Consider the following 25,860-nt stretch of genomic DNA (forward strand, 5'->3'; position numbering starts at 1 on the left):
AGATGCCTGTTGTAACGATGACCCGGTTCACGATCGATCCCGCCGATGCGGAGGAGTTGCGGGTCAGGCACGCCGCACTGGTCTCCGCCGTCAGGTCGGCGGTGCCCGGACTCGCCGAGGCGCGGCTCGGGAAGCTCGATGACGAGACCTGGATCGGGATCTGGCGGTGGGAGTCCGCCGAGGGGCTCCAGACGGCCCGCGAGATCGCGCCGACCCGGCCCGAGTCGACCGCGGCGTTCGCCCTGGCCAGGGACGTCACCGTGGAGCAGATGGAGATCGTCGATGAGCGGTGACCTGTCCACGCCGACCGACGGCGTACGGACCGAACCTGCGATCGAAGCCACCGGTCTGGTCAAGGCCTTCCGCACCGCCCGCGCCGTCGACGGGGTCGACCTCGTCGTACCCACCGGCGGCGTGTTCGGCTTCCTCGGCCCGAACGGGGCAGGCAAGACCACGACCATCCGCGTACTGGCCACCCTGCTGCAACCTGACGGCGGAACCGCGCGGGTGTTCGGCCACGACGTCGTCCGCGAGGCCGACCGCGTACGCGAACGGATAAGCCTGACCGGTCAGTTCGCCTCGATCGACGAGGAGCTGACGGGATCCGAGAACCTCATGATCCTCGCCCGGCTGCTCGGCCTCGGCAGGACCCAGGCCGGGGCCCGAGCCGACGAACTGCTGGACGGCTTCGGCCTCACCGAGGCGGGCGGCCGAACCGTCAAGACGTACTCGGGAGGCATGCGCCGGCGGCTCGACATCGCCGCGAGCATCATCGTCACCCCGGATCTGCTGTTCCTCGACGAACCGACCACGGGCCTGGATCCGCGCAGCCGTAACCAGGTGTGGGACATCGTGCGGGCCCTTACCGACGAGGGCACCACGGTGCTGCTCACTACGCAGTACCTCGACGAGGCCGACCAGCTCGCCGACCGGCTCGCCGTCATCGACCACGGCCGGATCATCGCGGAGGGCACACCCGCCCAGCTCAAGGCCTCGGTGGGGGCGGGAACCGTCCAGGTCCGCGTATTCGACCCGGCCCACCGGCCCGAGGCCGAACGGCTGCTGACCGACGTCCTCGGCACCACGGTCCAGACCGGACCCGACGACGACGCGCTGTCCGCCCGTGTCGACGGTCCCGGGCGCGCCTCGCTCGCCTTGGCCGGCCTGGCCCGCGCCGGAATCGACGTCACCACGTTCGCACTCGGCCAGCCCAGCCTCGACGAGGTCTTCCTCGCCCTCACCGGGCAACCGGCGCAGGCCGGCACCGACGCCCACCAGGAGCAGGCACCATGACCACAGCATCGACCACACATCACGCGCCGGGCTCGCCCGATCGGGCCCTCCGCGACGCCCTGTCGACCCGTCCACGGCCGCCTCGGACGAGTGCCCTGTCCGCGTCACTGACGTTCGCCCGCCGGGCCTTGCTGAAGATCAAGCACGTCCCGGAACAGCTCGCGGACGCGATCATGATCCCGATCCTGTTCACGGTCATGTTCACGTACCTGTTCGGCGGAGCCATGGCCGGCTCGACCCGCGAGTACCTCCAGTTCCTCCTCCCCGGCACCATGGTCTTCGCCGTGCTGCTCATCACCGTGTACGCGGGCGTCAACCTGAAGACCGACATCACCAGTGGCGTCATCGACCGCTTCCGCTCGATGCCGATCTGGCGCCCGGCCCTCATCGTGGGCGGCCTGATCAGCGACGCCGCCCGCAACCTGCTCGCCGCAGGACTGGTCGTCGCCCTGGGACTGGCCATGGGCTTCCGGCCCGACGGCGGCGTCATCGGCGTGCTGCTGGCGATCGCCCTCGTCCTCGCGTTCGCCTTCGGCCTGTCCTGGGTCTGGGCGTCGCTCGGGCTCGTCCTGCGCACACCGAGCGCCATCAGCGCAGTGAGCTTCCTCGTCCAGTTCCCTCTCACCTTCGCCAGCAACGTCTTCGTCGACCCGCAGACCATGCCCGGTTGGCTGCGGACGTTCGTCGAGGTCAATCCGGTCAGCCTGCTCGTGGACGCGGTACGCGGCCTCATGCACGGCACGGCCCAGGCTGGTCAGATCGGCGGGGTCCTCATCGCCTCCGGCCTGCTCGTGGCGGTCTTCGGGCCGCTGACCATGCATCTGTACCGCACCCGAACCTGACCCAGCCGCCGCAGGCCATCAGTTAGGAGTACCCCATGATCAAGCGCCTGCACGTGATCGCGGCAGCGACGGGCTTCGTGACGATCCTGGCGTTCTGGCTCTCGACCGTCCTCGCGGTGCTGCTCGGGTCGCACCACCAGATCGCTGACACCAGGCAGGCCGTCGTCTGGGGACTCTTCGTCCTCGTCCCCGCACTGGGGATCGCCGGGCTGACCGGATCCGCGACGGCCGGCAGCGCGACCAACCCCGGGATCGTCGCCAAGAAGCGCCGCATGCTGTTCATCGCGGGTATCGGGCTGTTGGTCCTGGTCCCCGCCGCGCTCTACCTCGACGGACTCGCATCACGTGGTGAGTTCGGCACGCTCTTCTACACGGTGCAGGCGGTCGAGTTGGCCGCCGGCGCGATCAACCTCGCGCTGATGTCATTCAACATTCGAGACGGTCGGCGGCTGGCGTCGGCAACCTCGAGCGTCGAGGTCCACCGGACCGACCGTTCCATCCGTACCTGACCGCAGCTCGGACAGGACCATCTGCCCAGCCGCCGGCCGCAAGCCGCCGGTGGTTCACGCCCGGAAGGTGAACTATGCATTTCGTCATGAACCCCATCGGCACTGTGCGCAACGACCGCACGGACAGCGCAGTGACAGACCATTGGGGAGCGGTGACCAGCACCATCGTCGTCGACGAACGGTTCGGTGACGAATGCCTGCTCGGCCTGGCCGACTTCTCCCACGTCGACGTCTTCTTCGTGTTCGACCGGACGACGGAACGGCCGGACTACCGGCCGCGGCGACCACGCGGCCGGGCCGATCTGCCGGAAGTAGGGATGTTCGCGGATCGCGGACCGCGGCGTCCCAACCGCCTCGGCATGACCACCTGCCGGATCACCTCCGTGAACAGCCGGGAACTCGAGGTGCTCGGACTCGACGCGATATCGGGCACACCGGTCATCGACATCAAACCCACCATGATCGAATTCCAGCCCACCGACGTTCGGCAGCCGCAATGGGTCGGTCGGCTCATGGCCGAATACTTCCTGCCGTAATCTCGCGCTACCACCGACATCCGGAGCTGGCGCAGGTCATTCTCGCCCTTGTTGCGGTCCTGCGACGGCGGGCGCCGCCCCAATCAGCTCGTGACCCTCAGCAGGGCCCGCGGCTGCGCCGCCGGCCCATGGTCGGACGCGTCTCATGGTGACCTCGCCTTCCGGGATGGTGGCGGTGTCAGGCCCGGGACGACGGAGAGCCGGGGGCCGGCGGCGGGCGGCGGGCGGCGGGCCGGGCAGGCTGAGCAGGATGTGCCAGGTGGCGTCGTCGACCACGGCGACCCGCACCGCGTCGCGATCCCGGTCGACCAGCGGCACGGCGAACACCGCCGTCACCAGGCGGCCCTGGTAGCGCGCGGCGTGCCCGACGAAGCGCCAGTCGCCGTCGTCCCAGTGCTCCCGCACGTCGGAGCGGAGCAGCGGCGCCACCCGTCGGTAGGCGTCGCTGAGCTGGAGTTGCTGCACGGTGGCGAGCAGCGGGACACCGGTGCCGCCGCGCAGCGGGTGGGTCAGCCGGGCGCGCAGCCGGCGTAGCGGCAACAGCCAGGACGGGTCCAGCTCCGGGGAGAGCGACACCATCACCGCCAGCTCGACGAGCAGCACGGCGGCGCCGGCCACCGGCTGCCCGGCCAGCGCGGGCAGCCACCCGCCGGTGGCCAGCCCGGCCAGTCCGCCCGCCGCCACCAGCAGCCCTGACCGGGCCAGGCTACGGCCGGAGACCGGGGTCGCCCGGGCGCTCAGGCAGCCGCAGGACGAGGTCGGGGCGGCCCGCCGGGCGTACCCGAGGTAGGCGACGAAGACGACGGTCAGCACCGTCGCGGCCACCGCCTCCACCCGCAGTACGGGCGGCAGCAGGAGCAGCTCGCTGAGGGTCAGTTCGACGCCACCCAGCAGCCGGTACGCGGGCAGCACGCGGTGCTGCGGGCGACGCTCCGGGCGGCACGCGGATGCGCGGGTACGCACCGCCCGGGGGCCTGCCGCCAGGCGGCGGCGTAGACGGTGGCAATGTCGATCTCGTTGGTGTCCGGATGCCAGGCGCCGAGCACCTGGACGTGCCGGCCGACCCGCAGCAACGACAGGTCGCTGACCGCCGGGGTGCCGTTGTAGACCGCGGCGGACCGGTCCGGCGTTCCTGTAGCAAACTTTCTTGACCATTCATCGATGTGTAGCTAAGTTTCAGTCAACCGGACTGAGAGGTCATCGTCTATGAAGGCCCGACTCGTCATCGCGACCGTCCTGGTGGCCACCCTGGCGACCACCCTCACGCCGCTCCCCGTCCAGGCCTCCGCCGCGCTTGTGCGCCCGCCCGCTGCCGAGCACGGCTGGGTCACCTCGACGTTGCGGCACATGAGCCTGGCGCAAAAGGTCGGCCAGCTCTTCTCCACGTACGTCTACGGCAGCGACGCCACCGAACCCACAGCCGCCGACCGCGTCGCCAACCGTGCGACGTTCGGCGTCGAGACGCCGGCCGAGGTCATCGACCGGTTCCACCTCGGCGGCGTCTGCTACTTCTCCTGGTCCCACAACCTGGACAGTCCCAGCCAGATCGCCACCCTCTCCAACGGGCTCCAGCGGGCCGCCCTCGGCGATGGCAGCAAGGGTCGGGTGCCCCTGCTCATCTCCACCGACCAGGAGCAGGGCGTGGTGCTGCGGATGCCCGCACCCGCCGCGCAGTTCCCCGGGTCGATGGCCCTGGGCGCCGCGCGGTCGCCCGGGGCCGCGCAGACGGCGGCGGAGATCACCGGGCGCGAGCTACGCGCGGCCGGCATCCACCAGCCGTACGCGCCGATCGCCGATGTCAACGTCAATCCGGCAAACCCGGTGATCGGAGTACGGTCCTTCGGCGCCGATCCCACCCTGGTGGCCGAGCTGACCGCCGCCCAGGTCACCGGGTTCCAGGACGGTGCCGGCGTGACCGCGGTGGCGAAGCACTTCCCCGGCCACGGTGACACCGAAAATGACAGCCACACCAACCTGCCGGTCATCAACCACAGCCGACAGGAGTGGGACCGCATCGACGCGCCGCCGTTCCGGCAGGCGATCAGCGCGGGCGTCGAATCGATCATGACCGCCCACATCGTGGTGCCCGCGCTCGATCCCTCCGGCGACCCGGCGACGTTGTCGCCGAGGATCCTCACCGACGTGCTGCGCGGCGAACTCGGCTTTCGCGGAGTCATCGTCACCGATGCGCTCAACATGGCCGGTGTGCGGCAGAAGTACGGTGACGACCGGGTGCCCGTGCTGGCGCTCAAGGCCGGCGCGGACCAGCTCCTGATGCCGCCGGACCTGCGGCTGGCCCGAGACGCGGTGCTGCGGGCCGTCTCCACCGGCGAGCTGACCGAGGGGCGCATCGACGAGTCGGTCCGGCGGATCCTCGCGATGAAGTACCGGCAGGGCCTGGCCCGGTCGCCGCTGGTCGACGTCGACGAGGCGGTACGCACGATCGGGGCGCCGCAGCACCTGGCCGCCGTGGCCCGGGTCACCGACCCGACCCTCACCGCGGTCCGCAACGACGCCGGGCTGCTGCCGCTTGCCCACACGGACCGGTCGGTGCTGGTCACCGGTTGGAACAGCGCCGCCTTCGCTCCGGTCGCGACGTCGCCGACGGGTTCACCGCCCGCGGCGCCCGAGCCACCGCCCGACCCGCGACCCTCCCGTCCGACCCCGTGATCACCGCGACCGCTGCCGAGGCAGCCAAGCACGATCTCACCGTCGTACTGGTCAACAAGGCGTGGGACACCATCGTCACCGACCCGCGCGGCACCCAGCAACGTCTCGTCGCAGCGCTGGTCGCCACCGGGAAGCCCGTGGTGGTGGTGGCGGTCCGCGACCCCTACGACATCGCGTACCTGCCGGGGGTGACCACCTACCTGGCGACCTATTCGTACACCCGGGCGGCGATGGACGCTCTCGTCCGCTCGCTGCACGGCGAGCTGTCTCCCCGCGGACGGCTGCCCGTCACGATTCCCACGGCCGAGGGCGCGGGCACCGTGCTCTACCCCTACGGCCACGGCCTGACCTGGTAGGAGGAACCATGCAGCGGAGTGCCGTCGCCACCGCGGTCCGCACGAAACCGCTCCGAACCGTCGCGCTCGTTGCGGCCGTGGCCGTTCTGGTCACCTCCGTGCCGGCCACGGCCGCGGCTGCGCAGCCCCCGGCCGACTCCGGACCGCCGGCCGTCACCCCTGCCGACATCCAGTTCCGGAACGACACGCTGCGACGCGGCAGCGCCCGCGAGGTCGGCCTGCTCCCCGAGCACGTGGACCGCATGCCCGCCGACCTGGCGGCGTATCTCCAGCCGACCCCCGACCATCCCGGCTACCCCGCGTACGCGGGTGCCGTGGTCCTGGCGGCCAAGGACGGCGTTATCGTGCAGCACGCCGCGGTGGGCACGGCGGTGCGGTACGCCGCCGCCGGGCCGCCGCCCGGGCTGGTCGGGGTGGAGCTCCCCGCCGACCAGCAGATCCCCATGCGGCCCGACACGATCTTCGACCTGGCGTCGGTGTCGAAGCTGTTCACCACCATCGTGACGATGCAGCAGGTCGAGCGGGGGCGGGTGGAGCTGGACGCGCCCGTCGCCCGGTACCTCCCGGAGTTCGCGGCCGGCGGCAAGGCGGCGGTCACCGTACGGATGCTGCTCACCCACACCTCAGGCCTACCCGCCTTTGCGCCGCTGTGGAGCAGGTACCCGACGCAGGCCGAGCGGTTCGCCGCCGCGCTCGCCACGCCGCTGTCCCCCGGGGCGACGCCCGGTACCCGGTACGTGTACTCCGACCTCGGGCTGATCGCGCTCGGCGTGCTGGCGGAACGGATGACCGGCCGGCCGTTGGCCGAGCTGGTCCGCGACGGCGTCACCGCACCGCTGGGCATGAGTGACACCGGCTACAACCCGGGACCGGAGCGGCGGACGCGGATCGCCGCGACCGAGTACCAGCCGTACGCCGGGCGCGGCATGGTCTGGGGTGAGGTGCACGACGAGAACGCCTGGTCACTCGGCGGTGTGGCTGGGCACGCGGGAGCCTTCTCGACCGCGGCGGACCTCGCCGTGCTCTGTCAGGCGTTACTGAACGGCGGCGAGTACCGCGGGCGACGGATCCTGCGGGAGGACACGGTGCGGGCGATGCTGGTCAACTACAACGCGCCGCTGGAGCCGGCCTATCCGGAGAGCGATCGCGGACTGGGCTTCGAGCTCAACAAGCACTGGTACATGATGGGGCTCTCCTCCCCCGTGGCGTTCGGGCACACCGGCTTCACCGGCACGTCGATCGTCGTCGACCCGCTCTCCCACTCGTTCGTCATCCTGCTCAGCAACCGGGTACACCCCGACCGCGGCTGGGGCAGCAACAACGTCGCCCGGCGCGCCGTCGCGCGCGACCTCGCCGAAGCGATGCCGGTACGACCCCGGTCGCGGGACGCCTGGCGGGCCGACCCCCGCGACCTCGCGACGGGCACCCTCACCGCACCGCTGCGCCGGGCGGCGCGGGGCGGCTCGGCCAGTTTCCTGCTCTGGTACGACACCGAGCCGCGCTACGACAGCGCCCGGTTCGAGGTCTCCACTGACGGTGGCTCGACCTGGGCTCCCGAGCGGATGCTGCTGCGACATGGGAACCACCAGTGGACCAGCGACGGCACGGTCACCGGTTATGGCGGCCGGGTCTGGTGGCAGGTGTCGGTCGAGCTGCCCAATCAGGCTACCCACCTGAGATGGAGCAGCAGCACCGATGGCTCCGGCCAGGGTCGAGGGGTCTACGTCGACCAGATCGTCGCGACGGACCGGGACGGGCTGCTCTTCCACGGCGAGGGCGGCGACGCCTCCCGACTCGTCGCCCACGGTTGGTCCCCCGCCCGCGCCTGACCGGACGGCCGGGATCGTCGGATCGCCCCGCCTGATCCTCGGCAGCGACGGGCGCACGCCCGAACGGTACCCTGCCGACCAGCAGCGGCGTGTGCCCCAGTGCAGCGGCCGGCAGAGTACCGGTTCCGGCCATTCCAGGCGTAGCGGGCCGATCACCGTCCCGGCCAGACGTTGCGACAGCCGCTTGATGGGAGGCTCTGATGACCACTGCTGGCGCCGAACTCGACCAGCACTACGCCGTAGCGCCCGGGGACGTCGAGCGCTATGCCGCGAACGGCTTCGTGAAGCTGCGGGGCGTTCTCAGCCCTGACCTCGTCGCACATTACGAGCCGGAGATCACCGCGCAGGTGATCCGGCTCAACAGCCAGCACCTGCCGTTGGCCGAGCGCGACACGTACAGCCGGGCCTTCCTGCAGGTGGTGAACCTGTGGCGGCACAGCGACGTGGTGCGGGACTTCGTCTTCTCCCGGCGGCTGGCCGGGATGGCTGCCCAGTTGCTCGGGGTGCCGGCTGTGCGGCTCTATCACGACCAGGCGCTCTACAAGGAGGCCGGCGGCGGCTTCACGCCATGGCATGTGGACCAGCACTACTGGCCGCTCTCCACCGACCGTACGGTGACGGCCTGGGTGCCGCTGCAGGACACGCCGGCGGAGTTGGGGCCGCTGACCTTCGCGGCCGGCAGCCACCGGTCCGGTTACGGTCAGCCACTGGAGATCAGCGACGAGTCAGAGGCTCAGCTCGACGCCTTCGTGGCGGCCGGCGGCTTTCCGATCGACGATTCGCCATACGCGCTGGGCGACGTCAGCTTCCACGCGGGTTGGACCATCCACCGGGCGCCCGGCAACCGCGGCGACATCCCACGCCGGGTGATGACCATCATCTACATGGACGCGGCCCTCGAGGTGGCGCAGCCAGCCAACCGCTTCCAGCACGCGGACTGGGCGGCTTTTCTGGACAGTCGACCGGCCGGCAGCGTGGCCAGCGGGCCGCTCAACCCGATGCTCTGGTCCGCCGATTGAGCTGGCGCCGGCGATCGCGCCCTGTCGCAGGTACAGCACGGGTGGGTGGTCGAATCTCGCGCTGGCGGGAAGAACCGGCGGGACGCCCTGCGACGGTGGTGGAGGCGTTTGCGGTTCGGGTCGGCCCACTCGATCCGGCGGCGGGCAGCTGGACCGGCCCGAGCCGCTGCGCTACGTGCAGGTGGAGCCGACGGTGGTGGCTGAGATCGAAGTGGACACCGCCTTCGAGCGCCGGCGGAAGGCGCCACCGGGTCTGGTTCCTGCGTCCGCGGCTGGACCTGTCGGTGCACGACGTGCCGCTGCTGCTCGGCGAGGACGCCGACCCGCCCTGGGATGCCGCGGCCGGAGCGTGACGTGGCGGGTGCCTCATCGTCGGACGGTGGGTCGGTCGATTGGATGTTGCCCCAGGCAACCGGCGTCTGTGTCAGGACTGCCGGGGGAGGGCGTCTGTGGGGACGCTGTGAGAGCGTTCCTGGTATTGCGCTCAGTACGGGGCAGCGCGACACCAGACCTGGGAGACCTCCACACCCATGACCACCCCCTACGACCCTGCCCAGAACCAGCCCGGTCAGCAGCCGATGCCGCCGACCGCCCAGTTCCCGCAGGTCCCCGCCGGCCAGTTCCCGCCACCGCCCGGCCAGTACCCACCGCCACCTCCCGGCCAGTTCCCGCCGCCTCCCGCCGCCAAGAAGCGTCCCTCCTGGCTGCTTCCGACCCTCATCGGCGTCGGTGTGTTCGTGGTGCTGTGCTGCGGCGGCTCGATGGTGATCGGCCTGACCAGCGACGACAAGAAGAGCGACGGCGTCTCCGCCAGCAAGGAGATCCCCGCCGTCAACCCCAGCACCTCAGCCCCGAGCGTGGCGGCCCCGGCCCCGACGACGAGCTCCGCGGCGCCCGCGCCGGCGAAGACCACCGCCGCCCCGGCGCCGGCAAAGCCGAAGACCTTCGGCATCGGCGACAAGGTGCGCGGCGGCGACTTCGAGTTCACCGTCAACAGCGTGAAGTGCGGGATCTCCCAGGTCGGCAGCAGCTACTTCAACCACAAGGCGCAGGGCACGTTCTGCCGGGTCGGCGTGACCGCCAAGAACGTCACCAAGAGCGCGAAGCTGTTCCACGCCGACGGCACCATCACCGCACAGGACGCCTCCGGCCGGGAGTACGACGTCGACGGAGAGGCCGCCATCTACGGCAACGATGACGCCAAGGGCTTCCTCGACGAGATCAACCCGGGCAACTCGGTGAAGGCGAACGTCTACTTCGATGTGCCCAAGGGCACGAAGCTGAAGACGATCACCTTCGACGCCGGCCTGTTCACCCTGGCCGAGGACGCCGTCGTCACCCTGTGACCGGCCCCCAGCCGCGAAATGCGTGACTGGCGAAAACAGCGACAGGCCCGGAGAACCTCCGGGCCTGTCGCTGACAGCGGCGACCCTACTGGGGCTGACAGTCAAGGAAACGTTTGTCCATGGTGAGCTGCTGGACCTTCGCCATCGCCTTACGAATGCCGGCCTTGATCGGCTTCTCCAGGACGTCGTAGCTCTCCCAGAAGCTATTGGCGAAGGCGAGCTGAGGCACGAGGAGCCTCCGACGGGCGGCGCGAAGCAGTGTGGGTGTGACCGAGCAGGCGCGGTGAGAACTCAGATCTCGGGATGTACCGCCTGTCGGTGGAGCCAACCCGCTCCCACCGACGTTTCGCGCACACAATCACCGCTTGGGCGTGTAACCAAGTAGGACCCGGTGGGACTCCCGACCCGAGGGGCGGGGCGTCAGCCGATGCGGTACTGGTCGCCGTACACGGCGAAAACCAGCGGCGTGTTCAGGTCGAAGTTGCCATTGTTGAGGAAGACCCGCTGGGCGGTGTCGACGCGGGAGGTGTCCGAGTGGGCCGCCTCCTTCCTCATCTCGGCGACCCGTTCGTCGAGAAAGGCGTGCAGCCAGGTCCGCTCGTCGCCACCCTGAGCCGGCGGCTTTGCCCGGGCGAGGGCGCGGCTGCGGATCCCCCGCATGCCCTCGTAGCCGTGCATCACCGCCGCGTCGTAGTAGGCGAACTGACCCAGTGCCCGTACCCCGTCGGCCTTGCCGTCGCGTACAGAAGGGTTGAAGTACACCCGGTCCCGCTCGGCCTCCTGGGCGGCCCGGAACACCGGGTCGGCGGCGGCGGTCCGCCAGTCGCGGGGGAAGTACGGGTCGAGGCCGGCGTGCGAGTCACTGCCGTTGACGGCGCGCAGCGCCGGCAGGTACCCCGCCAACACGTTGCCCGGCTTGGTCGTCGTGTAAGCCTGCACCAGTTCGAGCATGTCGCCCGTGCCGGAGCAGAAGCCGATGATGCCAGCGGTGTAGCCACGCCCGTCGCCGATGTCCTCGATGTAGGAGAACTGCGCACTCCAGTCGAGCGAGGAGTTCTCCGCCGCCGAGACGAGCTGCATGGCGATGTCCTTCTTCGCCGGGTCGTCGAGGGGGGCGCCGGCCGGCGCGGACGGGCTGGGCGTGGCGCCACCGGGCAGGATCCAGCGCTGGTTGGCGTTGCCGGAGCAGCTCCAGATCTGCAAGCGGGTGCCGTTGGCCGTGCTCCCGCCCGTGGCGTCGAGGCACTTGCCCGAGCCGGTGTTGACCAGCGCGCCGTTGCTGGCGGCCCACTTCTGGGCGCCGGTGCCGTTGCAGTCGTACAGCTGCACCTTCGCGCCGTCGGCGGTCGACGCGGCGGTGACGTCCAGGCACTTGCCGAGGGCGCGGACCGAGCCGTCGGCGTTGCCGACCGTCCATGCCTGGGCCGCGGTGCCGTTGCAGTCCCAGAGCTGGACCGGCGTGCCGTTGGCCGGGTTGGCGCCGGCCACGTCGACGCACTTTTCGCCGAGGCCGGTGATCGGCCCGGCCGCCGCGGCGCTGGCCCAAGGCAGGCCGTACCCGACCGCCACGGCGGACATCAGCAGAGCCGCTGAGAGGTAGGCGACTGTCCGCTTGCGAAGCATTGGCTCTCCTCGGATGGGGATGGGGCGCGTCCCGTGCTCTGGTCCGCGTCGGACTGGCCCGATTACCGCCGCGACGTATTAGGAAACCTTATTAACTGATAATAGTACGTCAATGTACTCAATCGAAACAGCTCCGTCCACTGTGCTGACAGGGGCAGCACACCAGGCTGTGAACGCTCTTGTGGGCGCCGCGGCGGATCTTCTGCTCGGTGAGGTAGCCGAACCAGCGTTCGACCTGGTTGATCCAGGAGGAACCGGTCGGGGTGAAGTGCATGTGGAAGCGTGGATGGCGGGCGAGCCAGGCCCGCACGGCGGGGGTCTTGTGGGGCGCCACCCGGACTCAGTTTCGCGACCGCCGGCGCAGCGCCCGCCGCCGGGTGCGGCAGCTGGCCTCGTTGGCCGGTGCGCGCTTCATGTGGATTCGGCCGGGGCGCAGCCTCCGCCGAAGCTGCGGACTGACCGCGGGGATGAGGTAATCAGGCCAGCACGTGAAGTTCCAGTAGACCGTCTGCCAGGGCGGGAAGTCGAAGGGCAACTGCCGCCATGCGCAGCCGGTGGGCACCACGTACAGGATCGCGTCGACGATGTCGCGTCGCGGATGCTTCTCGGGCCGTCCACCAGTGTTCGGCGCTGGCAGCAGCAGCTCGATCAACGCCCACTGGGCATCGGTCAGGTCTGAGAGGAACGCTCGACTGACGTCGACCACGAATCCATGATCGCCGTTTGTGGCCAACTACAACTGGGGCCCGGCTAGCTGTGCTGCTCGGCCCAGATGACCGAATCCGATGGCGGGGGAGCCCCGGTCGATCGCTGGTGGATCGACCGGGGCTCGTCGTTCGAAGCCGGGTCAGGCGAGGTCGAACCGGTCGAGTTCCATGACCTTGGTCCAGGCTGCGACGAAGTCGGCCACGAACTTGTCGCGGGCATCCTGGCTGGCGTAGACCTCCGCGAGGGCCCGTAGCTGGGAGTTGGAGCCGAAGATGAGGTCGACCGCGGTGGCGGTCCACCTCACCTCATCGGTGGCCAGGTCCCGGATCTCGTATACGTGCTCGTCGGACTCCGACGCCTTCCACCGGGTGCCTGGGGAGAGCAGATTGGTGAAGAAGTCGTTGGTGAGCACGCCGGGCCGGTCGGTGAGGACGCCGTGCTGCGTGCCGCCGACGTTTGCCTCGAGGGAGCGCAGGCCGCCGATGAGGACGGTCATCTCGGGCGCGGTCAGGTTGAGCATGTAGGCACGGTCGACGAGCAGCACCTCCGGCTGGGTCTTCTCGCCGGGACGCAGGTAGTTGCGGAACCCGTCGGCGCGCGGCTCGAGGACCCGGAAGGACTCCACGTCGGTCTGCTCCTGAGTGGCGTCGGTGCGGCCCGGGCGGAACGGCACGGTCACCTCGACGCCGGCGTCGCGCGCCGCCTTCTCGACGGCGGCCGAGCCGGCCAGCACGATCAGGTCCGCGAGCGAGATCTTCGCGCCGCCGGCCTCGTTGAACTCCCGCTGGATGCCCTCGAGGGTCTCCAGGACCGTCGCGAGCTGCTCGGGCTGGTTGACCTCCCAGCTGCGCTGCGGCTCGAGACGGATCCGCGCGCCGTTGGCGCCGCCGCGCTTGTCGGTGGACCGGAAGCTGGCGGCGGAGGCCCAGGCGGTGGAGACCAGCTGGGCGGTCGTGAGGCCGGACTCCAGGACCTTCGCCTTGAGGGCGGCGACGTCGGCGTCACCCACGAGCTCGTGGTCGACGGCCGGCACCGGGTCCTGCCACAGCTGGGGCTCCGGAACCCACGGCCCGAGGAAGCGGCTGACCGGACCCATGTCGCGGTGCAGCAGCTTGTACCAGGCCTTGGCGAACGCCAGCGCGAACTCGTCGGGGTTCTCCAGGAAGCGGCGCGAGATCTTCTCGTACGTCGGGTCGACGCGCAGCGCCAGGTCGGTCGTGAGCATCGTCGGCTTGTGCTTCTTCGACGGGTCGTGGGCGTCCGGGATGATCGCCTCGGCATCCTTGGCGACCCACTGCTTCGCGCCGCCGGGGCTCGTGGTGAGCTCCCACTCGTAGGCGAAGAGGATCTCGAAGAAACGGTTGCTCCACTGCGTCGGCCGGTCGGTCCACGTCACCTCGAGACCGCTGGTGATCGTGTCCCCACCCTTGCCGCTGCCGTAGGTGCTCAGCCAGCCCAGGCCCTGCGCCTCCAGCGGAGCGGCCTCGGGCTCGGGGCCCACGTGGTCGTCGGCGACGCCGGCGCCGTGGGTCTTGCCGAAGGTGTGGCCACCGGCGATGAGGGCGACGGTCTCCTCGTCGTTCATCGCCATCCGGGCGAAGGTCTCGCGGATGAAGTGCGCCGCCGCGGCCGGGTCCGCGTTGCCGCGGGGGCCTTCCGGGTTGACGTAGATGAGACCCATCTCGGTCGCCCCGACGCCGGCCACCATCTCCTTCTCGGAGGCGTAGCGCTCGTCGCCGAGCCAGGTGTCCTCCGGACCCCAGAAGATCTCCTCGGGCTCCCAGACGTCCTCCCGGCCGAAGCCGAAGCCGAAGGTCTTGAAGCCCATCGACTCCAGGGCCACGTTGCCGGCGAGCACGAGCAGGTCGGCCCACGAGATCTTCTGGCCGTACTTCTGCTTGACCGGCCACAGCAGCCGGCGGGCCTTGTCGAGGTTGGCGTTGTCCGGCCAGCTGTTGAGCGGGGCGAACCGCTGACCACCGTCGCCGGCGCCGCCGCGACCGTCGTGGATGCGGTAGGTGCCCGCGGCGTGCCAGCTCATCCGGATCATCAGGCCGCCGTAGTGGCCGAAGTCGGCCGGCCACCAGTCCTGCGAGGTGGTGAGGACCTTGATGATGTCCTGCTTGAGGGCCTCGGCGTCGAGCTTGGCGAACTCCTTGGCGTAGCTGGAGCTCTCCCCCAGCGGGTTGCCCTTGGACGAATGGGCGTGCAGCACCGAGAGGTCGAGCTGGTTGGGCCACCAGTCCCGGTTGGTGCGCGGACGACCTCCGGTCTTCGGGGTCGGCGAGTCGATCGCCGGGTTCTCGCTCTCGCTGCCGTGCGCGGTCACGGAGTCGTGCGCGATCGGGCAGCCGGCCGCCTCCTTCTTGTCCACGCCTTGGGCGCTGGAGGGGGCGTTGTCCTGGATGTCGCTCATCTACTTCCTTCCGAACTGGCGGATCAGTGGGGAGGTACGTTCGGTCGCACAGTCGGGGCAGGTGCCCCAGTAGACGACCTCCGCCTCGTCGACCACGAAGCCGTGGTCGTCCGAGGCGGTGAGACAGGGAGCATGGCCGACAGCGCAGTCGACGTCGGCGATCGCGCCGCAGGAGCGGCACACGACATGGTGGTGGTTGTCCCCCACCCGGGACTCGTACCGGGCGGTCGCACCGGCAGGCTGGATGCGCCGCACCAGACCAGCGTCGGTGAGCGCACGCAGCACGTCGTACACCGCCTGGTGGGAGACCGTGGGCTGATCCGCCCGTACCAGGGCGATCACCCTGTCGGTGTCGATGTGCGGATGATCGCGCAGCGCTGCGAGCACCGCCAACCGGGGCCGGGTCACGCGCAACGAGACCGCCCGCAGCTGAGTCTCGAAGTCGGACGTCATGTGATGAACATAGTCCACTCTTTTGGAATGAATCAAGTTTTGCTTCGACTCAACCCGCACACCTTCGACGCAGACCCGGTCGCCCACCCAGTAGAGCAGGCCCGGGCGGCCGGGTTGCGGCTGACCGGCGATGGCGGGCTGGCGCAGGAGCTCACAAGGCGGATCCTGGAATCAACGCTCGAGGTCAGCGACCACCCGGGCCATGACAAAGCCGACCCGGCAGGGAAGAACAGCCGGAACTCCCGCAACGACGTGGGTAGCCTTCCCCCTGAGATGTGGACACCCTGAGACTGGACGCTGGTCCAGAGGAAGGGGGTCCCCGTTGGAGCGTCCATCGAAGTACACGGAAGAGTTCCGGCGTGACGCGGTCGACCTGGTCCGCTCGTCGCAGCGGCCGATCAACCAGGTGGCGCGTGAGCTCGGGATGAGTTACCAGACGCTGCGGAACTAGGTCCGCGCGGCAGAATTCGGCAGCGCGGCGGGTCCGGCGGGTTCTGCTGGGGACGGGTTGTCGGTGGCGGACAAGGACGACGAGATCGCCCGGTTGCGCCGTGAGGTCGCTGAGCTGCGGCAGGAAAAGGAGATCCTGTGTAAGGCAGCCGCCTATTCCGCGAAGGAGATGGATCGGTGACCAGCCGCTTCCGGTTCATCTCCACCCACTGCGCCACCTGGGGCGTCAAGCGGCTGTGCCGGATGTCATCGGCGCGGCCGTCGCCTCCGACGTCGACTGCTCCCTTCCCCACCCCGCACGCATGGAAGGAAAATCATGACCAGCTCGGCACAACCACCGGCGGATGAAACCCCGACCGCCCGGCAGAAGCGGGTGTGGGACAAGACCGCACCCACCTATGACAAGCAGATAGCCCTCTTCGAGAAGATCTGGTTCGCCGGTGGGCGCCAGTGGCTCGGCCAGCGGGCTCACGACCGCGTTCTCGAGGTCGCGATCGGCACCGGCCGCAACCTGGCCCACTACCGGTCCGGCACGTCGGTTACCGGTATCGAGCTCAGCCCGGCGATGCTGGCCATCGCCCGCGAGCGTGCCGCCGACCTCGGCCGTGCGGTGGAGCTGCGCGAAGGTGACGCCGAGCAGTTGCCCTTCGATGACGCCTCGTTCGACACAGTGGTGTGTGCGTTGTCGCTGTGCACCATCCCCGACCCCGCTATTGCAATCGCCGAGATGTACCGGGTCCTCGCACCGGGCGGCACGCTGCTGCTGGTGGACCACATCGCCAGCAGCTGGCCGCCGATCCGGGCCGCTCAGTGGCTGCTCGAACGAATCACGATCCGTGCGGCCGGGGAGCACTTCACCCGCCGCCAACTGCCCCTGGTCCAAGCCGCCGGATTCCAGATCGCCGAGACCGAACGGCTCAAGGCCGGCACCGTCGAGCGCATCCTCGCCCGCAAGCCGGCCACACGCGCGGCAGACGCATGAGCCTCCCGCACACGGGAGACGCGAGAGCGCTCGGACCGCAGCTCGGTGCGGGCCGCGAGGCCGACGTGTACGGGTACGGCGATGCCGCGGTGCTCAAGCTCTACCGTCCCGGCTTCGGCGGCCACCGCAACGAGACGACGGCCCTTCGATCGCTGGACGGTCATGGCGTCGCACCGAAGCTGGTCGAAGTCGTGGACTGCGACGGCCGCACCGGGTTGGTGGTGGAGCGCCTGGCCGGACCGGACATGCTGACGCATCTGCGACGGCGGCCGTGGCACGTCTACGCCGTCGCCCGTTCGCTGGCTGAGGCACATCTTGCCGTCCACGGCGTCCAGGCGCCTGCCGAGCTTGCCGACCTGCGCGAGGTCCTGGCCGCACGGGTCCGCGACGCCGCGCTGCCGCAGCATCTGCTCGACTTCGCGACTCGGCTGCTCGACGGCCTGCCGGACGGCGATCGTCTGTGCCACGGCGACTACCACCCAGGCAACGTGCTGCACGCCCAGGATCGGACCACAGTCATCGACTGGGGTGCCGCGACGCGCGGCGTGGCCGAGGCCGACCACGCGCGTACGCTCCTGCTGCTGCGCTGGGCCGATCCACTGCCCAGCACACCCTTGCTGTCGCGGGCGCTGATCGCAACTGGCCGGTCGCTGCTGGCTGACGCCTACGGGCGCGCCTACCGGCGCGACTCGCCGCCGTTGCGGCACACCAGGTCGTGGCTGGTGGTGCACGCCGCAGCGCGGCTGAGCGAAGGCATCCCGGCCGAACAAGACATGCTGATCGGTCGTCTCGAACGCGCCCTGCGCAACGGCCCACCTGAACGGCTCAGCGGTGCACCTGTCACGCCCAGTTGATGCGCTGGCGCAGCAGCGACTGCTCGGCCGGGTTCGCGGTCAGCTCCAGCGCCCGCGCGTCCGCCGCACGCGCGTCGTCGGCGTGGCCGAGATCGCGCAGCAGTTCTGCCCTCGTGGCGTGCCAGAGGTGATGGCCGGACAGCGGCTCGGCGAGCTCGTCGACTGCGGACAATGCCGCCTGCGGCCCGGCCACATAACGCAGCGCTACAGCGCGGTGCAGCTTGGTGACCGTGACGGCGCCAGGCCGTCGAGCAGGGTGTACAGCAGCAGGATCTGTTCCCAGTCGGTGTCGGCCCACCGGCGTGCCTCGGCGTGCCCGGCCACGATCGCGGCCTGCAGCTGGTACGGGCCTGGTCTCTTGAACGCGGCGGCTTTGGCGATCAGACGGGTCGCGTCGGCGATCATCTGCTGGTCCCAGAGGGTGCGATCGGGAAGCCCGGCCGGCAGTCGTGGTCGGCATGGCGACCTCGGGAACGGGTACGGGTCGGACCATGACGAATCCGATCCGACCGCAGAGGTACCTCGGCGGCGTCGACTATCCGGTCGACAAGCGAACCCTGGTGCAGCACGCCCGTGACAACGGGGCAGACGAGGAGGCGGTCCGTACCCTGGAAAGTCTTCCAGCCAACCGCTTCAACTCGCCGAACGACGTCAGCGAAGCATTCGGAAACCGATGAACCCTCTCGAGGTGGCCCCGCCGAGCGCCGGGGACAGCTCGATCCGGTAACGTCGCCGTGCGGTCGAATCTCCGGTGCCGGCTGCCGTGGTCGGAAAGACGGAACGCGCCTGCCAGCCGGTCGGTGAGCAACCGGCCTGCGGATCGGGAGCCGCGGACCGCGGCGGCGACCACGCCGGTGCCGCGGGCGGCGCGCAGCGCGGTGGCGGCGCGGGCGAACCGCAGGAACGGTACGGCCAGGAAGATCAGCTGCCACCAGTTACGTTTCCAGAACTCCCGCGCCGTGTGGCGGGCGAGCCAGGCGCGTAGCGCGAACTCGGCGATGAACACCGCCCACAGCACCCAACTCGCGACTGTGAGCACCGTGGCGAGCGGCTGGTCGTGCGCCAGCGCCTGGCCGAGCAACACCAGCAGGAACAGGATGCCGAGGACACCCATCGGCTTGTCGAGGCGGCGGGCGAGGCCGTTGAGACGAGCGTCGTCCGCGTCGCGCCCCTGCCGATGCCGCGAGCGCTCGTCAGATCCTGGTGCTCGGTCGGTCACCCCCCGGAAGCGTAGCCGCTTTCTGTGGATGGGTACGAATCTTCCGCATGTCCGCCACGGTGGCGGTAGGTCTCTTTCTGAAGGAAGGAGAGTGAGCCGATGCCCGGCACGCCGCCGGACCAGGGCGTGGGCGCAACGGTGACCTCGACGATGGGGACGTGATCGCGGCCGACGGTGAAGGACTCCTGGCCGGAGCCGTCGACCTCGTACCCGCAGAACCGCATCAGGCGCCGCGCGAGGCGGGGTGGATCCAGATCGGGGCGCGGAACAGCAACCGTCGCAGGCCGGTCGGAGGTACTGGATCAGCGATCTCGCGAACTACGCCAGCACCTCGCTGCCGTACGCCAGATGACCTTCACATCGCTCCTATACCCGGGCCGCTCGCCGGTCCATCCTGTCACCCGGGGACGGTGAGGGCGGTGTATTCGGCCGCGGTGAGGGGCTGCTCCGAGAGGGAACCGTCCGCTCGCGGAACGCCCAGCGGCTGCCCGCGACGCGTGAACGCCACGGTGTCGATGTCGTCGCGAGCGACCATGGTGCGCACGATCTGCCCGAAGGCGAGGACTGCATCGCTGCGCCCACGGTTCGCACGGTGACGTACGAGGGCATCAACTGCTCACTTCCGACGGGCGCGGGCGGTGGCGCGGGCGTTGGCCTTCTCGATGGCCTCGACCAGGTCGTCCTTGTTCAGCTTCTGCGGGTCATCGATGCCGACCTTTCCCGCCACGTCGTCCAGGTGCCCCTTGCTCGCGTTGGCGTCCACCCCCTGAGCGGTGGGGCGGTCCCGGTCCCGAGATGCCGGGGTGCCCTGTGCCGCCTGCGGGTCCGAGGGGCCTTTGTGTTCCTTGGGCTCCCAATGGTCGCCGACCTTCTCGTGGGTGTGCTTCAACGACGCGTACGCCGTGCGGTGCGCGCGCTCCCCGTCGCCGTAAGTCTCCTCGGCCGACTCCAGGGTCTTCTTGTAGGTGCGGACCGCCTTGTCGTCCGAGCGCGAGATGGTCGACGGCACGTCGTCACGCATCTCCTCGGCCTGCTCGTGCTTGTCCGGCATGACGTCCTCCCGATCCTGCTGCCGGCTACCTGTTGAGTTCGTCGCGGGCCGCGTCGGCGCCGGTGGACACCACCCGGCCGGCTGTGGCGGAGACCATGTCCCGCACCTCGTCCGCGAATTGCGCGGAGGTGCCACCCGCCGCGCGCAACTGCGCCAGCCCCATCCGCCCCAGCACCACGGCCGTGACCAGGTATCCGGCGGTGAGACCCGCGGCGGCCAGCCGGCGCGGCAGAATCGTCTCCAGCATGCGCAGCACGGTGGTCGACGCCGCCCCGCGCCGAGCACCAGGCAGCCCCCGCGGCGGCCAGCAGGGCGATGCCCAGCCCGGCCGGGCGGGCGGCCTCGGTCACCTGACTACGGACGGCCCGGACCTCCTCCCGGACGACGTCCGCCACGTCCTCCGCCAGCCGCTCGGTCGGGCTGATTCTCCGCCCGTCGTGACGCGGTTGACCGGTCCCGTCGCTGATGGCACTACCTTCGTTCATCAGAGGTCCCCTTCCGGGAACGCTTTTGTCGCTTGTCCCTTGAGGACTGAGATGAGACGGCGTCCCGGGAGGGCGGCCTTGAAGGCCCGACGCCCACAAGGGTGTCGTCCCGCGAGGACTGGTCCATCAGCACGGCGCCGCGCCTTCGGTCTGTACGCACAGTCACGGCGAGGAGGGGTGGTGCGATGCTCGGAGTGGGGATCGACTGGGCGGAGGAGTTCCATCTGGTCGCCCTGGGCCGTCCAGGTGAGGGCGTGGTCGAGGTGGCCCGGGTGGATCACACCCCGGCCGCGGTGGCGGCGCTGGTCGCCCGCATCGGTGGGCTGGAGCCGGACCCGGCCGAGGTGCGGGTGGTCATCGAGACCCGGCACGGGCTGCTCGTCGAGGCCCTGGTCGACGCCGGATACACGGTGCTGCCGGTCAACCCGGACCTGGTGGCCCGCCGTCGCGGCCCGGCCCGTAAGAAGGACGACGCCGAGGACGCACGGATCGCCTGCCTGCTGGCCCTCGATCAGTACACCGAGCTGCGTGCTCTGGTCCCGCACGGGGACCTGGCAGGTGAGCTGCGCTCGATCGCCCGCGACGACACCCGAGCCTGCCGCGACGAGCGTCGGCTGCTCAACCGGCTGCGCGCCGACCTGGCCGCCACATTCCCGGCCGCGCTGGCCATCGCCGCCGACGACCTGGGCAGCCCGGTCGTGCTCAAGCTGCTGCACCGCTGGCCCACCGCCGACGAGCTGGCCGCCGCCGACGCCGATGAGATCGAGGCCCTGGCCCGGCAGGCCAAGCACGGCTGGCCGGACCGGTTCGCCGCCCGGGTCACCGGCGCGCTCACCGGCGACCAGTTCCGCGCCAAGGACTACCTGGTCCGCGCCAAGGCCGACACGATCCGGCTGGCCTGCGCCCAACTGTTGCTGCTGCGCGAACAGCGCCGCTCCTGGCAGCGGCGCATGGGCGAGTTGCTGCTCGGTGACCGGCGCCGAGGACGCGCCAAGCAGCCAGGAGACCAACGGGGGCCGGCGGTCCCTGGCGGCGAGATCTACCTCAGCTTTCCAGGGCTCGGAGATCGACTCGCCGCCAGGATCGCCGGTGAGATCGGCGACGCGATCGGACAATTCGACACACCGAACGCGCTGCAATGCTACGCCGGCAAGGCCCCGGTCACCCGCCGCTCCGGCAAGAGCGAGTTGGTCGTCGCGTCCCGACTGGCCTGCAACCGCTACCTCGCCGACGCTGTGCAGCAGTGGGCCTTCACCAGCCTGCGCACCTCCGGCTGGGCCCGCGAGTTCTACGACACGCAACGTAGTCGTGGACGCAAACACCACGCAGCCCTGCGCGCCCTGGGCAACCGCTGGCTGGAAATCCTCTGGCACTGCCTGACCAAGAACACGCGCTACGACGAGAACGTCCACGTCGCCAACCGCCACCGCGCCCTCGGCCGGACCGACCAAGCCCTCAAGCCCGCAGCTTGACCCGGAGGTTGACAAAGGGTGTCTCATCGCTCCTCCACCTGCTGCTCGCGAACCCCAGTGTTACCCGGGCCGGACGGTCACACACCGCTGCGGAAGGTCTTCCCGCTCGTCGTGGAGCACGTGACATGCGGGCGTCTGGACCGGCTCGCGAGCTGTCCGCGGGCGCGATCCACGCGGCCGGCGTCGTACCCCCGATCCCATAGCCGAGGACGATGACCCGGATTCGTGAGAATCTCGACCGGTGATCCCTCCCAACCGGCCGCGCGGGCACGCGCTGCGGGTGCTGCGGCTCTGCTCGACGTTCGAGATGCCGTCGGGGCGGCCCGACCCCCGTGCCGCCCGGTTCGACGCGATCGGGGGGATGCAGACCCACGTGCACCGGAAGCAGCCGGCGCAGCGTGGCGTTCTCGCCGGGGTCGAGGACGGCGTGCTGCACGCAGGCGGGGACGAGGCGGTCCTCTTCCGGGTGGGCCATGGCGTAGGAGCAGGCCATCAGCCGTTCCTGGGTGGCCCGCACCTCGGGATCCTCGCTGAGGGTGCCCTGCTCGAGCAGCGCCCCAGGCAGGGCAGACCTGATCCGCGGAAATGAAGCTGTGCATCACGAAGGTCATCGGGCGGACCCGACGGGTCAGCAGCCGGAGACCACCGGCTCGCAGCCCAGCCGCCCAGCGAAGCCCTGTCGCGGTCGCGGCGGGATGGCCGACGAGGGCTCGCAGCAGGCGCGGGGGATCTCGCCGCCAGGTACGCCAAGTAGATGTAGCGATAGTAGAACTCGTTGTGGCGCTGGTGCACCCAGTCGAGCCACTGGTCTACCTCCGGCATGGTCCAGGCGTCCATGCGGTCTCCTCCCCCAAACTCGCCGTCGCGACAGGGGTGCGCGTCCGCGCCCCTCACCTCCAAGGTCCAGTAGCCGTGCAAGCTAAGTCCTGCGATGAACACATCTCGAGGTCCCGGTGTGCCGCGCTCAAGTCGCGACTGTCCGGTCCGGGTGGAACGTCGGCCTGTCATCCAGGTCGACGAAGCGAGAGCTTCATGTTGTCGGTGAGCCGCAGCAGCGGCCAGCCGGGCTCCGGGCGGAAGTCGGTGTGGGTGCCGTCGAACGGGAAGTCAGCGGCCTCGATCAGCTTGATGAGTCGTTCGCCTTCAGCCCGGATCGCCGCGGCGGCGGCGCTGTCGAAGTAGAGGGGCTCGCCGATGCGGCCGTCGAACTCGTCGCTGTCTTTCCATTCCCACTGGCGTTCTGGGGTGACGACGATGTCGAGAACGAGATCCTTGGTCTCCACGCCGTCATGCCGCCGGACGTAGGGCTCTTCGAGGTTGACGTACCAACCGGTGAAGCTGCCCTCCTGGAAGAACCACCACACGGAGTATGTGGCCCTCGGTGGCATGAGGAGCAGGACGTCGTCGCCCTGCCAGGCGCCGATGGTTAGCTTCGGATCGCGCATCCGGTCAGGGGTGACCTCGTGTGGGGTGTTGCCGTCGGCGTCGATGAGCTTGGCGAGGTCACTGCCGGCGGGCTGCCAGAGCAGCAGCCCGGTCTCGTCGTCGCTGATCACTCGCATCGGCTGTGCCCAGGTGCACCATTGCCCGCGTAGGTATCGACGAGTGATGACTTGTCCTGCCTCGAATGACATCGCCGCAGATTAGCGGATCTTGGCTGGCGCCATGACGCATCGGTGCGCGATGACTGATCGTCGGACCGTACGTGGGTTCGGCGTGCGAGAGTCCGAGTAGGTCGATCAGAGTGGGTTCTGAGGCTCGGGCAAGTGGTGGCGGGATGTCCGGTGCTCGGATCTCGCGGACGTTGAGCGGTGGGGGGTTCCAGGCGGCGACGAGCAAGTTGTTCTTGGCGAACGCGCGGACGGCTCTGCGCAAGTGGGTGGCCTCACGGACTAGGCGCGGACCGGACAGCGACAGGCCACTTTTAGGTATGGCGTCCCGACGAGCCCGGCACTTCTGCCACGTGGGGTGGGGGCCCGCAATGGTGGCCGTGGGCCGCAGCCAGGGTGTGCACCGCGTTGCGAGACCGATCCCCGGTGCCGCGTTGATGGCTTGCCTGAGGGGTGGCCATAGGTGAGGGCCCGTCCGTGAATATCGGCCTAGTGGTCGCGCGCATCGATGACGCCGCGGCTTCGCCGCAAGCGCGGAGCGCCAGCATGAGCACATAGGTGGCACGAGGAACGTCAACGACTTTTTCCCGGAGGACGAGTAGCCGGTCCGACTCTTGGCGGGTGAGCCACGGACGGGACGGGAACGGGACGGGGGGTCGGGGGCGTCCAGGGCGGCTGTGGTCGGCCGCGCACCACAGCGCCCACGGAGTCATGTGCGCCGGTGGTCCTGTCGGCGTTACGTCCGATCCCTGGCTTAGCGACCGGCTTGCCTCCGCTGAGTCCGGCGGTAAGCAGGGCGGCAGTGGGGGCGCGGGTAGGAATCCAGCACACACGGGTAGCGCCGGATGTCAAGGCGCCGGGTGCTGGTGTGCCAGCGGCTGCCGGTCATCGGCCCAGCACGACCACGATTGCGGCGAGGCAAACGATCATCACGGTGATGCCGCCGAACGCGGCGTATGGCCACCACTCGCGCGGGTGCTGCTGTATCTGAGGCAGGGGACGGGTTGGCTGGTTCCACCAGGCAGGTGCCGGCCGGCTGGTGTTGATTGGCCAACGCGGTGGTGGGGTGCGGGGGGTCGAATCGGCGATCATGGGGCCTCCGGCAGCGTCGGGGGTCGCTGTACGGGCAGGACATGGCGAGGCCGGACAGGACCGCAGGGAGGTGGGGGCCGCCGTCCCGCCCGGCCGAAGGGATGGCCATCCATCCCGTCTCTTGTAGACCAGCGCCGATCCGTCATTCGCCGTTACGGCGCCGCGTCGCCAGCGCCTTCATCGCCAGCTCACGTGCTGCCGGCTCAAGGATCGGCTCATCGTCCGCTTGCTGTCGCCTGCTGGCCGCTGGTTCGGAGGCGGCGACCAACCCCAGCGGCAAGCCTGCTGACTCCAGCGTTCCGCGACGCCGAGCTACCCATCGGCAGGACCATCCGCGCCGACAGACGCTGGCATGCCTCAACCTCCTCGCCGCCATGCGTGGCCGCGGCGGGCATCGTGCCGGGTGGCGTAGCCGTTGAGCGGGGCGGAGCGATTTCTGGCGTGACCGCTGCCGCCCGTGCGCCGCTGTCCACCCTGGAGGCGGTGCTGAAGCGCCTGGCCTACGTCAACGAGGAAGCGGGCTACACCGTCGCCCGCCTCGCCACCGGCCGCGGCACTGACCTGTTGACCGTTGTCGGCGCGCTACTCGGGGCGCAGCCGGGCGAGGCACTACGGCTGCACGGACGCCGGTCGTCACACCCGCGCTATGGCCGGCAGTCTGCGGCAGACTCCTACACGACGCTGCTGCCGGCCACGATCCAGGGCATCCGGCGATACCTCGGCTCCGGACTGGTGAAGGGGATCGGGCCGGTGTTCGCCGAGCGAATCGTCGCGCGTTTCGGCCTGGACACCTGCGGGTGATCGAGGAGAAACCCACCCGGCTGATCGAGGTGCCGGGGCTGGGGGTCCATCCGCATCGGATGAGCTCTTCACGTTCCTGAGCTGCTTCCTACTTCTTGCTCATTGCTGAGCGGTTCGGATAGTTCGCTCTCCGCCCGAGGTTGGTCGGGCTGGAGTCCTGGACCGGCAGTCTGGTCCGGTGGCGATCGGTCCTGTCCTGCAGGATCTGCTTCACCTTGTGGTGTGGGGTGTGCAGGGCGATGTC

At 69.9% G+C, this 25,860-nt stretch carries 29 protein-coding genes and 4 pseudogenes; 19 read left to right on the forward strand and 14 right to left on the reverse strand.

The genetic code is table 11. The features are described from left to right. The first annotated feature begins 2 nt into the window (after positions 1–2). The 5 genes from JNW87_RS03030 to JNW87_RS03050 all read left to right on the forward strand — a co-directional run bounded on the left by JNW87_RS03030 (position 3) and on the right by JNW87_RS03050 (position 3,180). Positions 3–293 carry an antibiotic biosynthesis monooxygenase gene (locus tag JNW87_RS03030; RefSeq protein ID WP_109801247.1) on the forward strand — a complete coding sequence of 97 codons (291 nt, stop codon included), beginning with the start codon at positions 3–5 and terminating at the stop codon, positions 291–293. Next, complete coding sequence (locus tag JNW87_RS03035; RefSeq protein ID WP_109801246.1) at positions 283–1,293, forward strand: ATP-binding cassette domain-containing protein; 1,011 nt, start codon at positions 283–285, stop codon at positions 1,291–1,293. The genes JNW87_RS03030 and JNW87_RS03035 overlap by 11 nt, the downstream gene beginning before the upstream one ends. Then, a complete protein-coding gene (locus JNW87_RS03040) occupies positions 1,290–2,135 on the forward strand; it encodes an ABC transporter permease (RefSeq protein WP_109801245.1) in 846 nt (281 codons plus the stop codon). The genes JNW87_RS03035 and JNW87_RS03040 overlap by 4 nt, the downstream gene beginning before the upstream one ends. 35 nt (positions 2,136–2,170) lie before the next feature. Beyond that, positions 2,171–2,644 (forward strand): hypothetical protein, encoded by a 474-nt coding sequence (locus tag JNW87_RS03045; protein WP_238452921.1) that lies wholly within the window; start codon positions 2,171–2,173, stop codon positions 2,642–2,644. 74 nt (positions 2,645–2,718) lie between these two features. Beyond that, on the forward strand, positions 2,719–3,180 hold the full coding sequence (locus JNW87_RS03050; protein WP_109801243.1) for an SAM-dependent methyltransferase: 462 nt from the start codon (positions 2,719–2,721) through the stop codon (positions 3,178–3,180). A gap of 36 nt (positions 3,181–3,216) precedes the next feature. Here the strand turns inward: JNW87_RS03050 and JNW87_RS03055 are convergent, their stop codons facing one another. After that, the gene (locus tag JNW87_RS03055; RefSeq protein WP_238452922.1) at positions 3,217–4,092 is read right to left on the reverse strand and encodes a MauE/DoxX family redox-associated membrane protein; all 876 of its coding nucleotides are present in this window, start codon (positions 4,090–4,092) and stop codon (positions 3,217–3,219) included. After that, on the reverse strand, positions 4,053–4,253 hold the full coding sequence (locus tag JNW87_RS03060; protein ID WP_201749987.1) for a hypothetical protein: 201 nt from the start codon (positions 4,251–4,253) through the stop codon (positions 4,053–4,055). Before JNW87_RS03060 ends, JNW87_RS03055 begins: the two co-directional genes overlap by 40 nt. Positions 4,254–4,386: 133 nt before the next feature. Between JNW87_RS03060 and JNW87_RS03065 the strand changes: the two genes are divergently transcribed. The 6 genes from JNW87_RS03065 (at position 4,387) to JNW87_RS03090 (ending at position 10,400) form a co-directional block, all read left to right on the forward strand. Further along, entirely contained in the window at positions 4,387–5,850 is a 1,464-nt protein-coding gene (locus tag JNW87_RS03065) for a glycoside hydrolase family 3 protein (protein ID WP_238452923.1), read from the forward strand. Then, the gene (locus tag JNW87_RS03070) at positions 5,847–6,206 is read left to right on the forward strand and encodes a glycoside hydrolase family 3 C-terminal domain-containing protein (protein WP_238452924.1); all 360 of its coding nucleotides are present in this window, start codon (positions 5,847–5,849) and stop codon (positions 6,204–6,206) included. Before JNW87_RS03065 ends, JNW87_RS03070 begins: the two co-directional genes overlap by 4 nt. A gap of 8 nt (positions 6,207–6,214) precedes the next feature. Further along, positions 6,215–8,035, forward strand: coding sequence for a serine hydrolase domain-containing protein (locus JNW87_RS03075; protein ID WP_109805400.1), 1,821 nt, complete (start codon positions 6,215–6,217; stop codon positions 8,033–8,035). 200 nt (positions 8,036–8,235) lie between these two features. Continuing rightward, positions 8,236–9,054: a phytanoyl-CoA dioxygenase family protein gene (locus JNW87_RS03080; protein ID WP_109805399.1), complete on the forward strand. Its 819-nt coding sequence runs from the start codon at positions 8,236–8,238 to the stop codon at positions 9,052–9,054. A gap of 95 nt (positions 9,055–9,149) precedes the next feature. Then, complete coding sequence (locus JNW87_RS03085; protein WP_238452925.1) at positions 9,150–9,407, forward strand: hypothetical protein; 258 nt, start codon at positions 9,150–9,152, stop codon at positions 9,405–9,407. 177 nt (positions 9,408–9,584) lie between these two features. Beyond that, positions 9,585–10,400 (forward strand): DUF4352 domain-containing protein, encoded by an 816-nt coding sequence (locus JNW87_RS03090; RefSeq protein WP_238452926.1) that lies wholly within the window; start codon positions 9,585–9,587, stop codon positions 10,398–10,400. Between the two features lie 85 nt (positions 10,401–10,485). On the opposite strand, the gene JNW87_RS03095 is transcribed toward JNW87_RS03090, so the two are convergent. From JNW87_RS03095 to JNW87_RS03120, 6 genes and pseudogenes are all read right to left on the reverse strand, one after another. Then, positions 10,486–10,629, reverse strand: a complete 144-nt coding sequence (locus tag JNW87_RS03095) for a hypothetical protein (RefSeq protein ID WP_161558006.1) — start codon at positions 10,627–10,629, stop codon at positions 10,486–10,488. Between the two features lie 191 nt (positions 10,630–10,820). After that, positions 10,821–12,023, reverse strand: a complete 1,203-nt coding sequence (locus JNW87_RS03100; RefSeq protein ID WP_109805573.1) for a chitosanase — start codon at positions 12,021–12,023, stop codon at positions 10,821–10,823. Positions 12,024–12,186: 163 nt separating this feature from the next. Further along, positions 12,187–12,354 (reverse strand): annotated as a pseudogene (locus JNW87_RS03105) (transposase); the annotation flags it as partial. Between the two features lie 168 nt (positions 12,355–12,522). Continuing rightward, positions 12,523–12,756: pseudogene (locus tag JNW87_RS41255) on the reverse strand (transposase); the annotation flags it as partial. 114 nt (positions 12,757–12,870) lie between these two features. Further along, complete coding sequence (gene katG, locus JNW87_RS03115; protein ID WP_109805572.1) at positions 12,871–15,147, reverse strand: catalase/peroxidase HPI; 2,277 nt, start codon at positions 15,145–15,147, stop codon at positions 12,871–12,873. Then, positions 15,148–15,600, reverse strand: a complete 453-nt coding sequence (locus JNW87_RS03120) for a Fur family transcriptional regulator (RefSeq protein WP_109805571.1) — start codon at positions 15,598–15,600, stop codon at positions 15,148–15,150. It abuts the gene before it with no gap. A 27-nt stretch (positions 15,601–15,627) separates the two neighbouring features. Here JNW87_RS03120 and JNW87_RS41260 point away from each other — a divergent pair, with 27 nt between their 5' ends. The 4 genes from JNW87_RS41260 (at position 15,628) to JNW87_RS03140 (ending at position 17,886) form a co-directional block, all read left to right on the forward strand. Beyond that, positions 15,628–15,888 carry a hypothetical protein gene (locus JNW87_RS41260; protein ID WP_161558005.1) on the forward strand — a complete coding sequence of 87 codons (261 nt, stop codon included), beginning with the start codon at positions 15,628–15,630 and terminating at the stop codon, positions 15,886–15,888. Positions 15,889–15,922: 34 nt separating this feature from the next. Beyond that, positions 15,923–16,051, forward strand: coding sequence for a transposase (locus JNW87_RS03130; protein ID WP_161558004.1), 129 nt, complete (start codon positions 15,923–15,925; stop codon positions 16,049–16,051). 315 nt (positions 16,052–16,366) lie between these two features. Further along, the gene (locus JNW87_RS03135) at positions 16,367–17,032 is read left to right on the forward strand and encodes a class I SAM-dependent methyltransferase (protein ID WP_109805569.1); all 666 of its coding nucleotides are present in this window, start codon (positions 16,367–16,369) and stop codon (positions 17,030–17,032) included. After that, complete coding sequence (locus tag JNW87_RS03140) at positions 17,029–17,886, forward strand: phosphotransferase family protein (RefSeq protein ID WP_255543346.1); 858 nt, start codon at positions 17,029–17,031, stop codon at positions 17,884–17,886. Before JNW87_RS03135 ends, JNW87_RS03140 begins: the two co-directional genes overlap by 4 nt. Here JNW87_RS03140 and JNW87_RS03145 read toward each other — a convergent pair. Then, the gene (locus JNW87_RS03145; protein WP_238452928.1) at positions 17,873–18,079 is read right to left on the reverse strand and encodes a hypothetical protein; all 207 of its coding nucleotides are present in this window, start codon (positions 18,077–18,079) and stop codon (positions 17,873–17,875) included. The genes JNW87_RS03140 and JNW87_RS03145 overlap by 14 nt on opposite strands. Before the next feature lie 11 nt (positions 18,080–18,090). Continuing rightward, positions 18,091–18,291, reverse strand: a complete 201-nt coding sequence (locus JNW87_RS03150) for a hypothetical protein (protein ID WP_238452929.1) — start codon at positions 18,289–18,291, stop codon at positions 18,091–18,093. Positions 18,292–18,377: 86 nt separating this feature from the next. On the opposite strand from JNW87_RS03150, the gene JNW87_RS41265 reads away from it, so the two are divergent. Continuing rightward, positions 18,378–18,563, forward strand: a complete 186-nt coding sequence (locus JNW87_RS41265) for a DUF2795 domain-containing protein (protein WP_375373454.1) — start codon at positions 18,378–18,380, stop codon at positions 18,561–18,563. Positions 18,564–19,502: 939 nt separating this feature from the next. Here JNW87_RS41265 and JNW87_RS03160 read toward each other — a convergent pair. From JNW87_RS03160 to JNW87_RS03170, 3 genes and pseudogenes are all read right to left on the reverse strand, one after another. Then, a pseudogene (locus tag JNW87_RS03160) lies at positions 19,503–19,685 on the reverse strand (hypothetical protein); the annotation flags it as partial. Between the two features lie 36 nt (positions 19,686–19,721). Then, positions 19,722–20,156, reverse strand: coding sequence for a ChaB family protein (locus JNW87_RS03165; RefSeq protein WP_238452931.1), 435 nt, complete (start codon positions 20,154–20,156; stop codon positions 19,722–19,724). 25 nt (positions 20,157–20,181) lie between these two features. Further along, positions 20,182–20,403, reverse strand: a complete 222-nt coding sequence (locus JNW87_RS03170; protein ID WP_238452932.1) for a hypothetical protein — start codon at positions 20,401–20,403, stop codon at positions 20,182–20,184. A gap of 423 nt (positions 20,404–20,826) precedes the next feature. Between JNW87_RS03170 and JNW87_RS03175 the strand changes: the two genes are divergently transcribed. Together JNW87_RS03175 and JNW87_RS03180 are read left to right on the forward strand one after the other, a co-directional pair. Beyond that, the gene (locus JNW87_RS03175) at positions 20,827–22,113 is read left to right on the forward strand and encodes a transposase (RefSeq protein WP_238452933.1); all 1,287 of its coding nucleotides are present in this window, start codon (positions 20,827–20,829) and stop codon (positions 22,111–22,113) included. A gap of 241 nt (positions 22,114–22,354) precedes the next feature. Further along, the gene (locus JNW87_RS03180; protein ID WP_238452934.1) at positions 22,355–22,702 is read left to right on the forward strand and encodes a hypothetical protein; all 348 of its coding nucleotides are present in this window, start codon (positions 22,355–22,357) and stop codon (positions 22,700–22,702) included. Between the two features lie 415 nt (positions 22,703–23,117). Here JNW87_RS03180 and JNW87_RS03185 read toward each other — a convergent pair whose 3' ends face one another. Then, complete coding sequence (locus tag JNW87_RS03185) at positions 23,118–23,675, reverse strand: DUF402 domain-containing protein (RefSeq protein WP_238452935.1); 558 nt, start codon at positions 23,673–23,675, stop codon at positions 23,118–23,120. Positions 23,676–25,247: 1,572 nt separating this feature from the next. On the opposite strand from JNW87_RS03185, the pseudogene JNW87_RS03190 reads away from it, so the two are divergent. Further along, positions 25,248–25,660 (forward strand): annotated as a pseudogene (locus JNW87_RS03190) (ATP-dependent RecD-like DNA helicase); the annotation flags it as partial. Between the last annotated feature and the right edge of the window lie 200 nt (positions 25,661–25,860).

Source organism: Micromonospora sp. ATA51, assembly GCF_016802855.1.
GTDB classification, from domain to species: domain Bacteria; phylum Actinomycetota; class Actinomycetes; order Mycobacteriales; family Micromonosporaceae; genus Micromonospora; species Micromonospora sicca.

What these genes read in the sequence shown, in the direction of transcription:
- JNW87_RS03030 (WP_109801247.1), top strand. Translation starts at nt 3, where the DNA reads ATGCCTGTTGTAACGATGACCCGGTTCACGATCGATCCCGCCGATGCG.
- JNW87_RS03035 (WP_109801246.1), top strand. Translation starts at nt 283, where the DNA reads ATGAGCGGTGACCTGTCCACGCCGACCGACGGCGTACGGACCGAACCT.
- JNW87_RS03040 (WP_109801245.1), top strand. Translation starts at nt 1,290, where the DNA reads ATGACCACAGCATCGACCACACATCACGCGCCGGGCTCGCCCGATCGG.
- JNW87_RS03045 (WP_238452921.1), top strand. Translation starts at nt 2,171, where the DNA reads ATGATCAAGCGCCTGCACGTGATCGCGGCAGCGACGGGCTTCGTGACG.
- JNW87_RS03050 (WP_109801243.1), top strand. Translation starts at nt 2,719, where the DNA reads ATGCATTTCGTCATGAACCCCATCGGCACTGTGCGCAACGACCGCACG.
- JNW87_RS03065 (WP_238452923.1), top strand. Translation starts at nt 4,387, where the DNA reads ATGAAGGCCCGACTCGTCATCGCGACCGTCCTGGTGGCCACCCTGGCG.
- JNW87_RS03075 (WP_109805400.1), top strand. Translation starts at nt 6,215, where the DNA reads ATGCAGCGGAGTGCCGTCGCCACCGCGGTCCGCACGAAACCGCTCCGA.
- JNW87_RS03080 (WP_109805399.1), top strand. Translation starts at nt 8,236, where the DNA reads ATGACCACTGCTGGCGCCGAACTCGACCAGCACTACGCCGTAGCGCCC.
- JNW87_RS03090 (WP_238452926.1), top strand. Translation starts at nt 9,585, where the DNA reads ATGACCACCCCCTACGACCCTGCCCAGAACCAGCCCGGTCAGCAGCCG.
- JNW87_RS03100 (WP_109805573.1), bottom strand. Translation starts at nt 12,023, where the DNA reads ATGCTTCGCAAGCGGACAGTCGCCTACCTCTCAGCGGCTCTGCTGATG.
- katG (WP_109805572.1), bottom strand. Translation starts at nt 15,147, where the DNA reads ATGAGCGACATCCAGGACAACGCCCCCTCCAGCGCCCAAGGCGTGGAC.
- JNW87_RS03120 (WP_109805571.1), bottom strand. Translation starts at nt 15,600, where the DNA reads ATGACGTCCGACTTCGAGACTCAGCTGCGGGCGGTCTCGTTGCGCGTG.
- JNW87_RS41260 (WP_161558005.1), top strand. Translation starts at nt 15,628, where the DNA reads ATGAATCAAGTTTTGCTTCGACTCAACCCGCACACCTTCGACGCAGAC.
- JNW87_RS03135 (WP_109805569.1), top strand. Translation starts at nt 16,367, where the DNA reads ATGACCAGCTCGGCACAACCACCGGCGGATGAAACCCCGACCGCCCGG.
- JNW87_RS03140 (WP_255543346.1), top strand. Translation starts at nt 17,029, where the DNA reads ATGAGCCTCCCGCACACGGGAGACGCGAGAGCGCTCGGACCGCAGCTC.
- JNW87_RS03150 (WP_238452929.1), bottom strand. Translation starts at nt 18,291, where the DNA reads ATGATCGCCGACGCGACCCGTCTGATCGCCAAAGCCGCCGCGTTCAAG.
- JNW87_RS41265 (WP_375373454.1), top strand. Translation starts at nt 18,378, where the DNA reads ATGACGAATCCGATCCGACCGCAGAGGTACCTCGGCGGCGTCGACTAT.
- JNW87_RS03165 (WP_238452931.1), bottom strand. Translation starts at nt 20,156, where the DNA reads ATGCCGGACAAGCACGAGCAGGCCGAGGAGATGCGTGACGACGTGCCG.
- JNW87_RS03170 (WP_238452932.1), bottom strand. Translation starts at nt 20,403, where the DNA reads ATGCTGGAGACGATTCTGCCGCGCCGGCTGGCCGCCGCGGGTCTCACC.
- JNW87_RS03175 (WP_238452933.1), top strand. Translation starts at nt 20,827, where the DNA reads ATGCTCGGAGTGGGGATCGACTGGGCGGAGGAGTTCCATCTGGTCGCC.
- JNW87_RS03185 (WP_238452935.1), bottom strand. Translation starts at nt 23,675, where the DNA reads ATGCGAGTGATCAGCGACGACGAGACCGGGCTGCTGCTCTGGCAGCCC.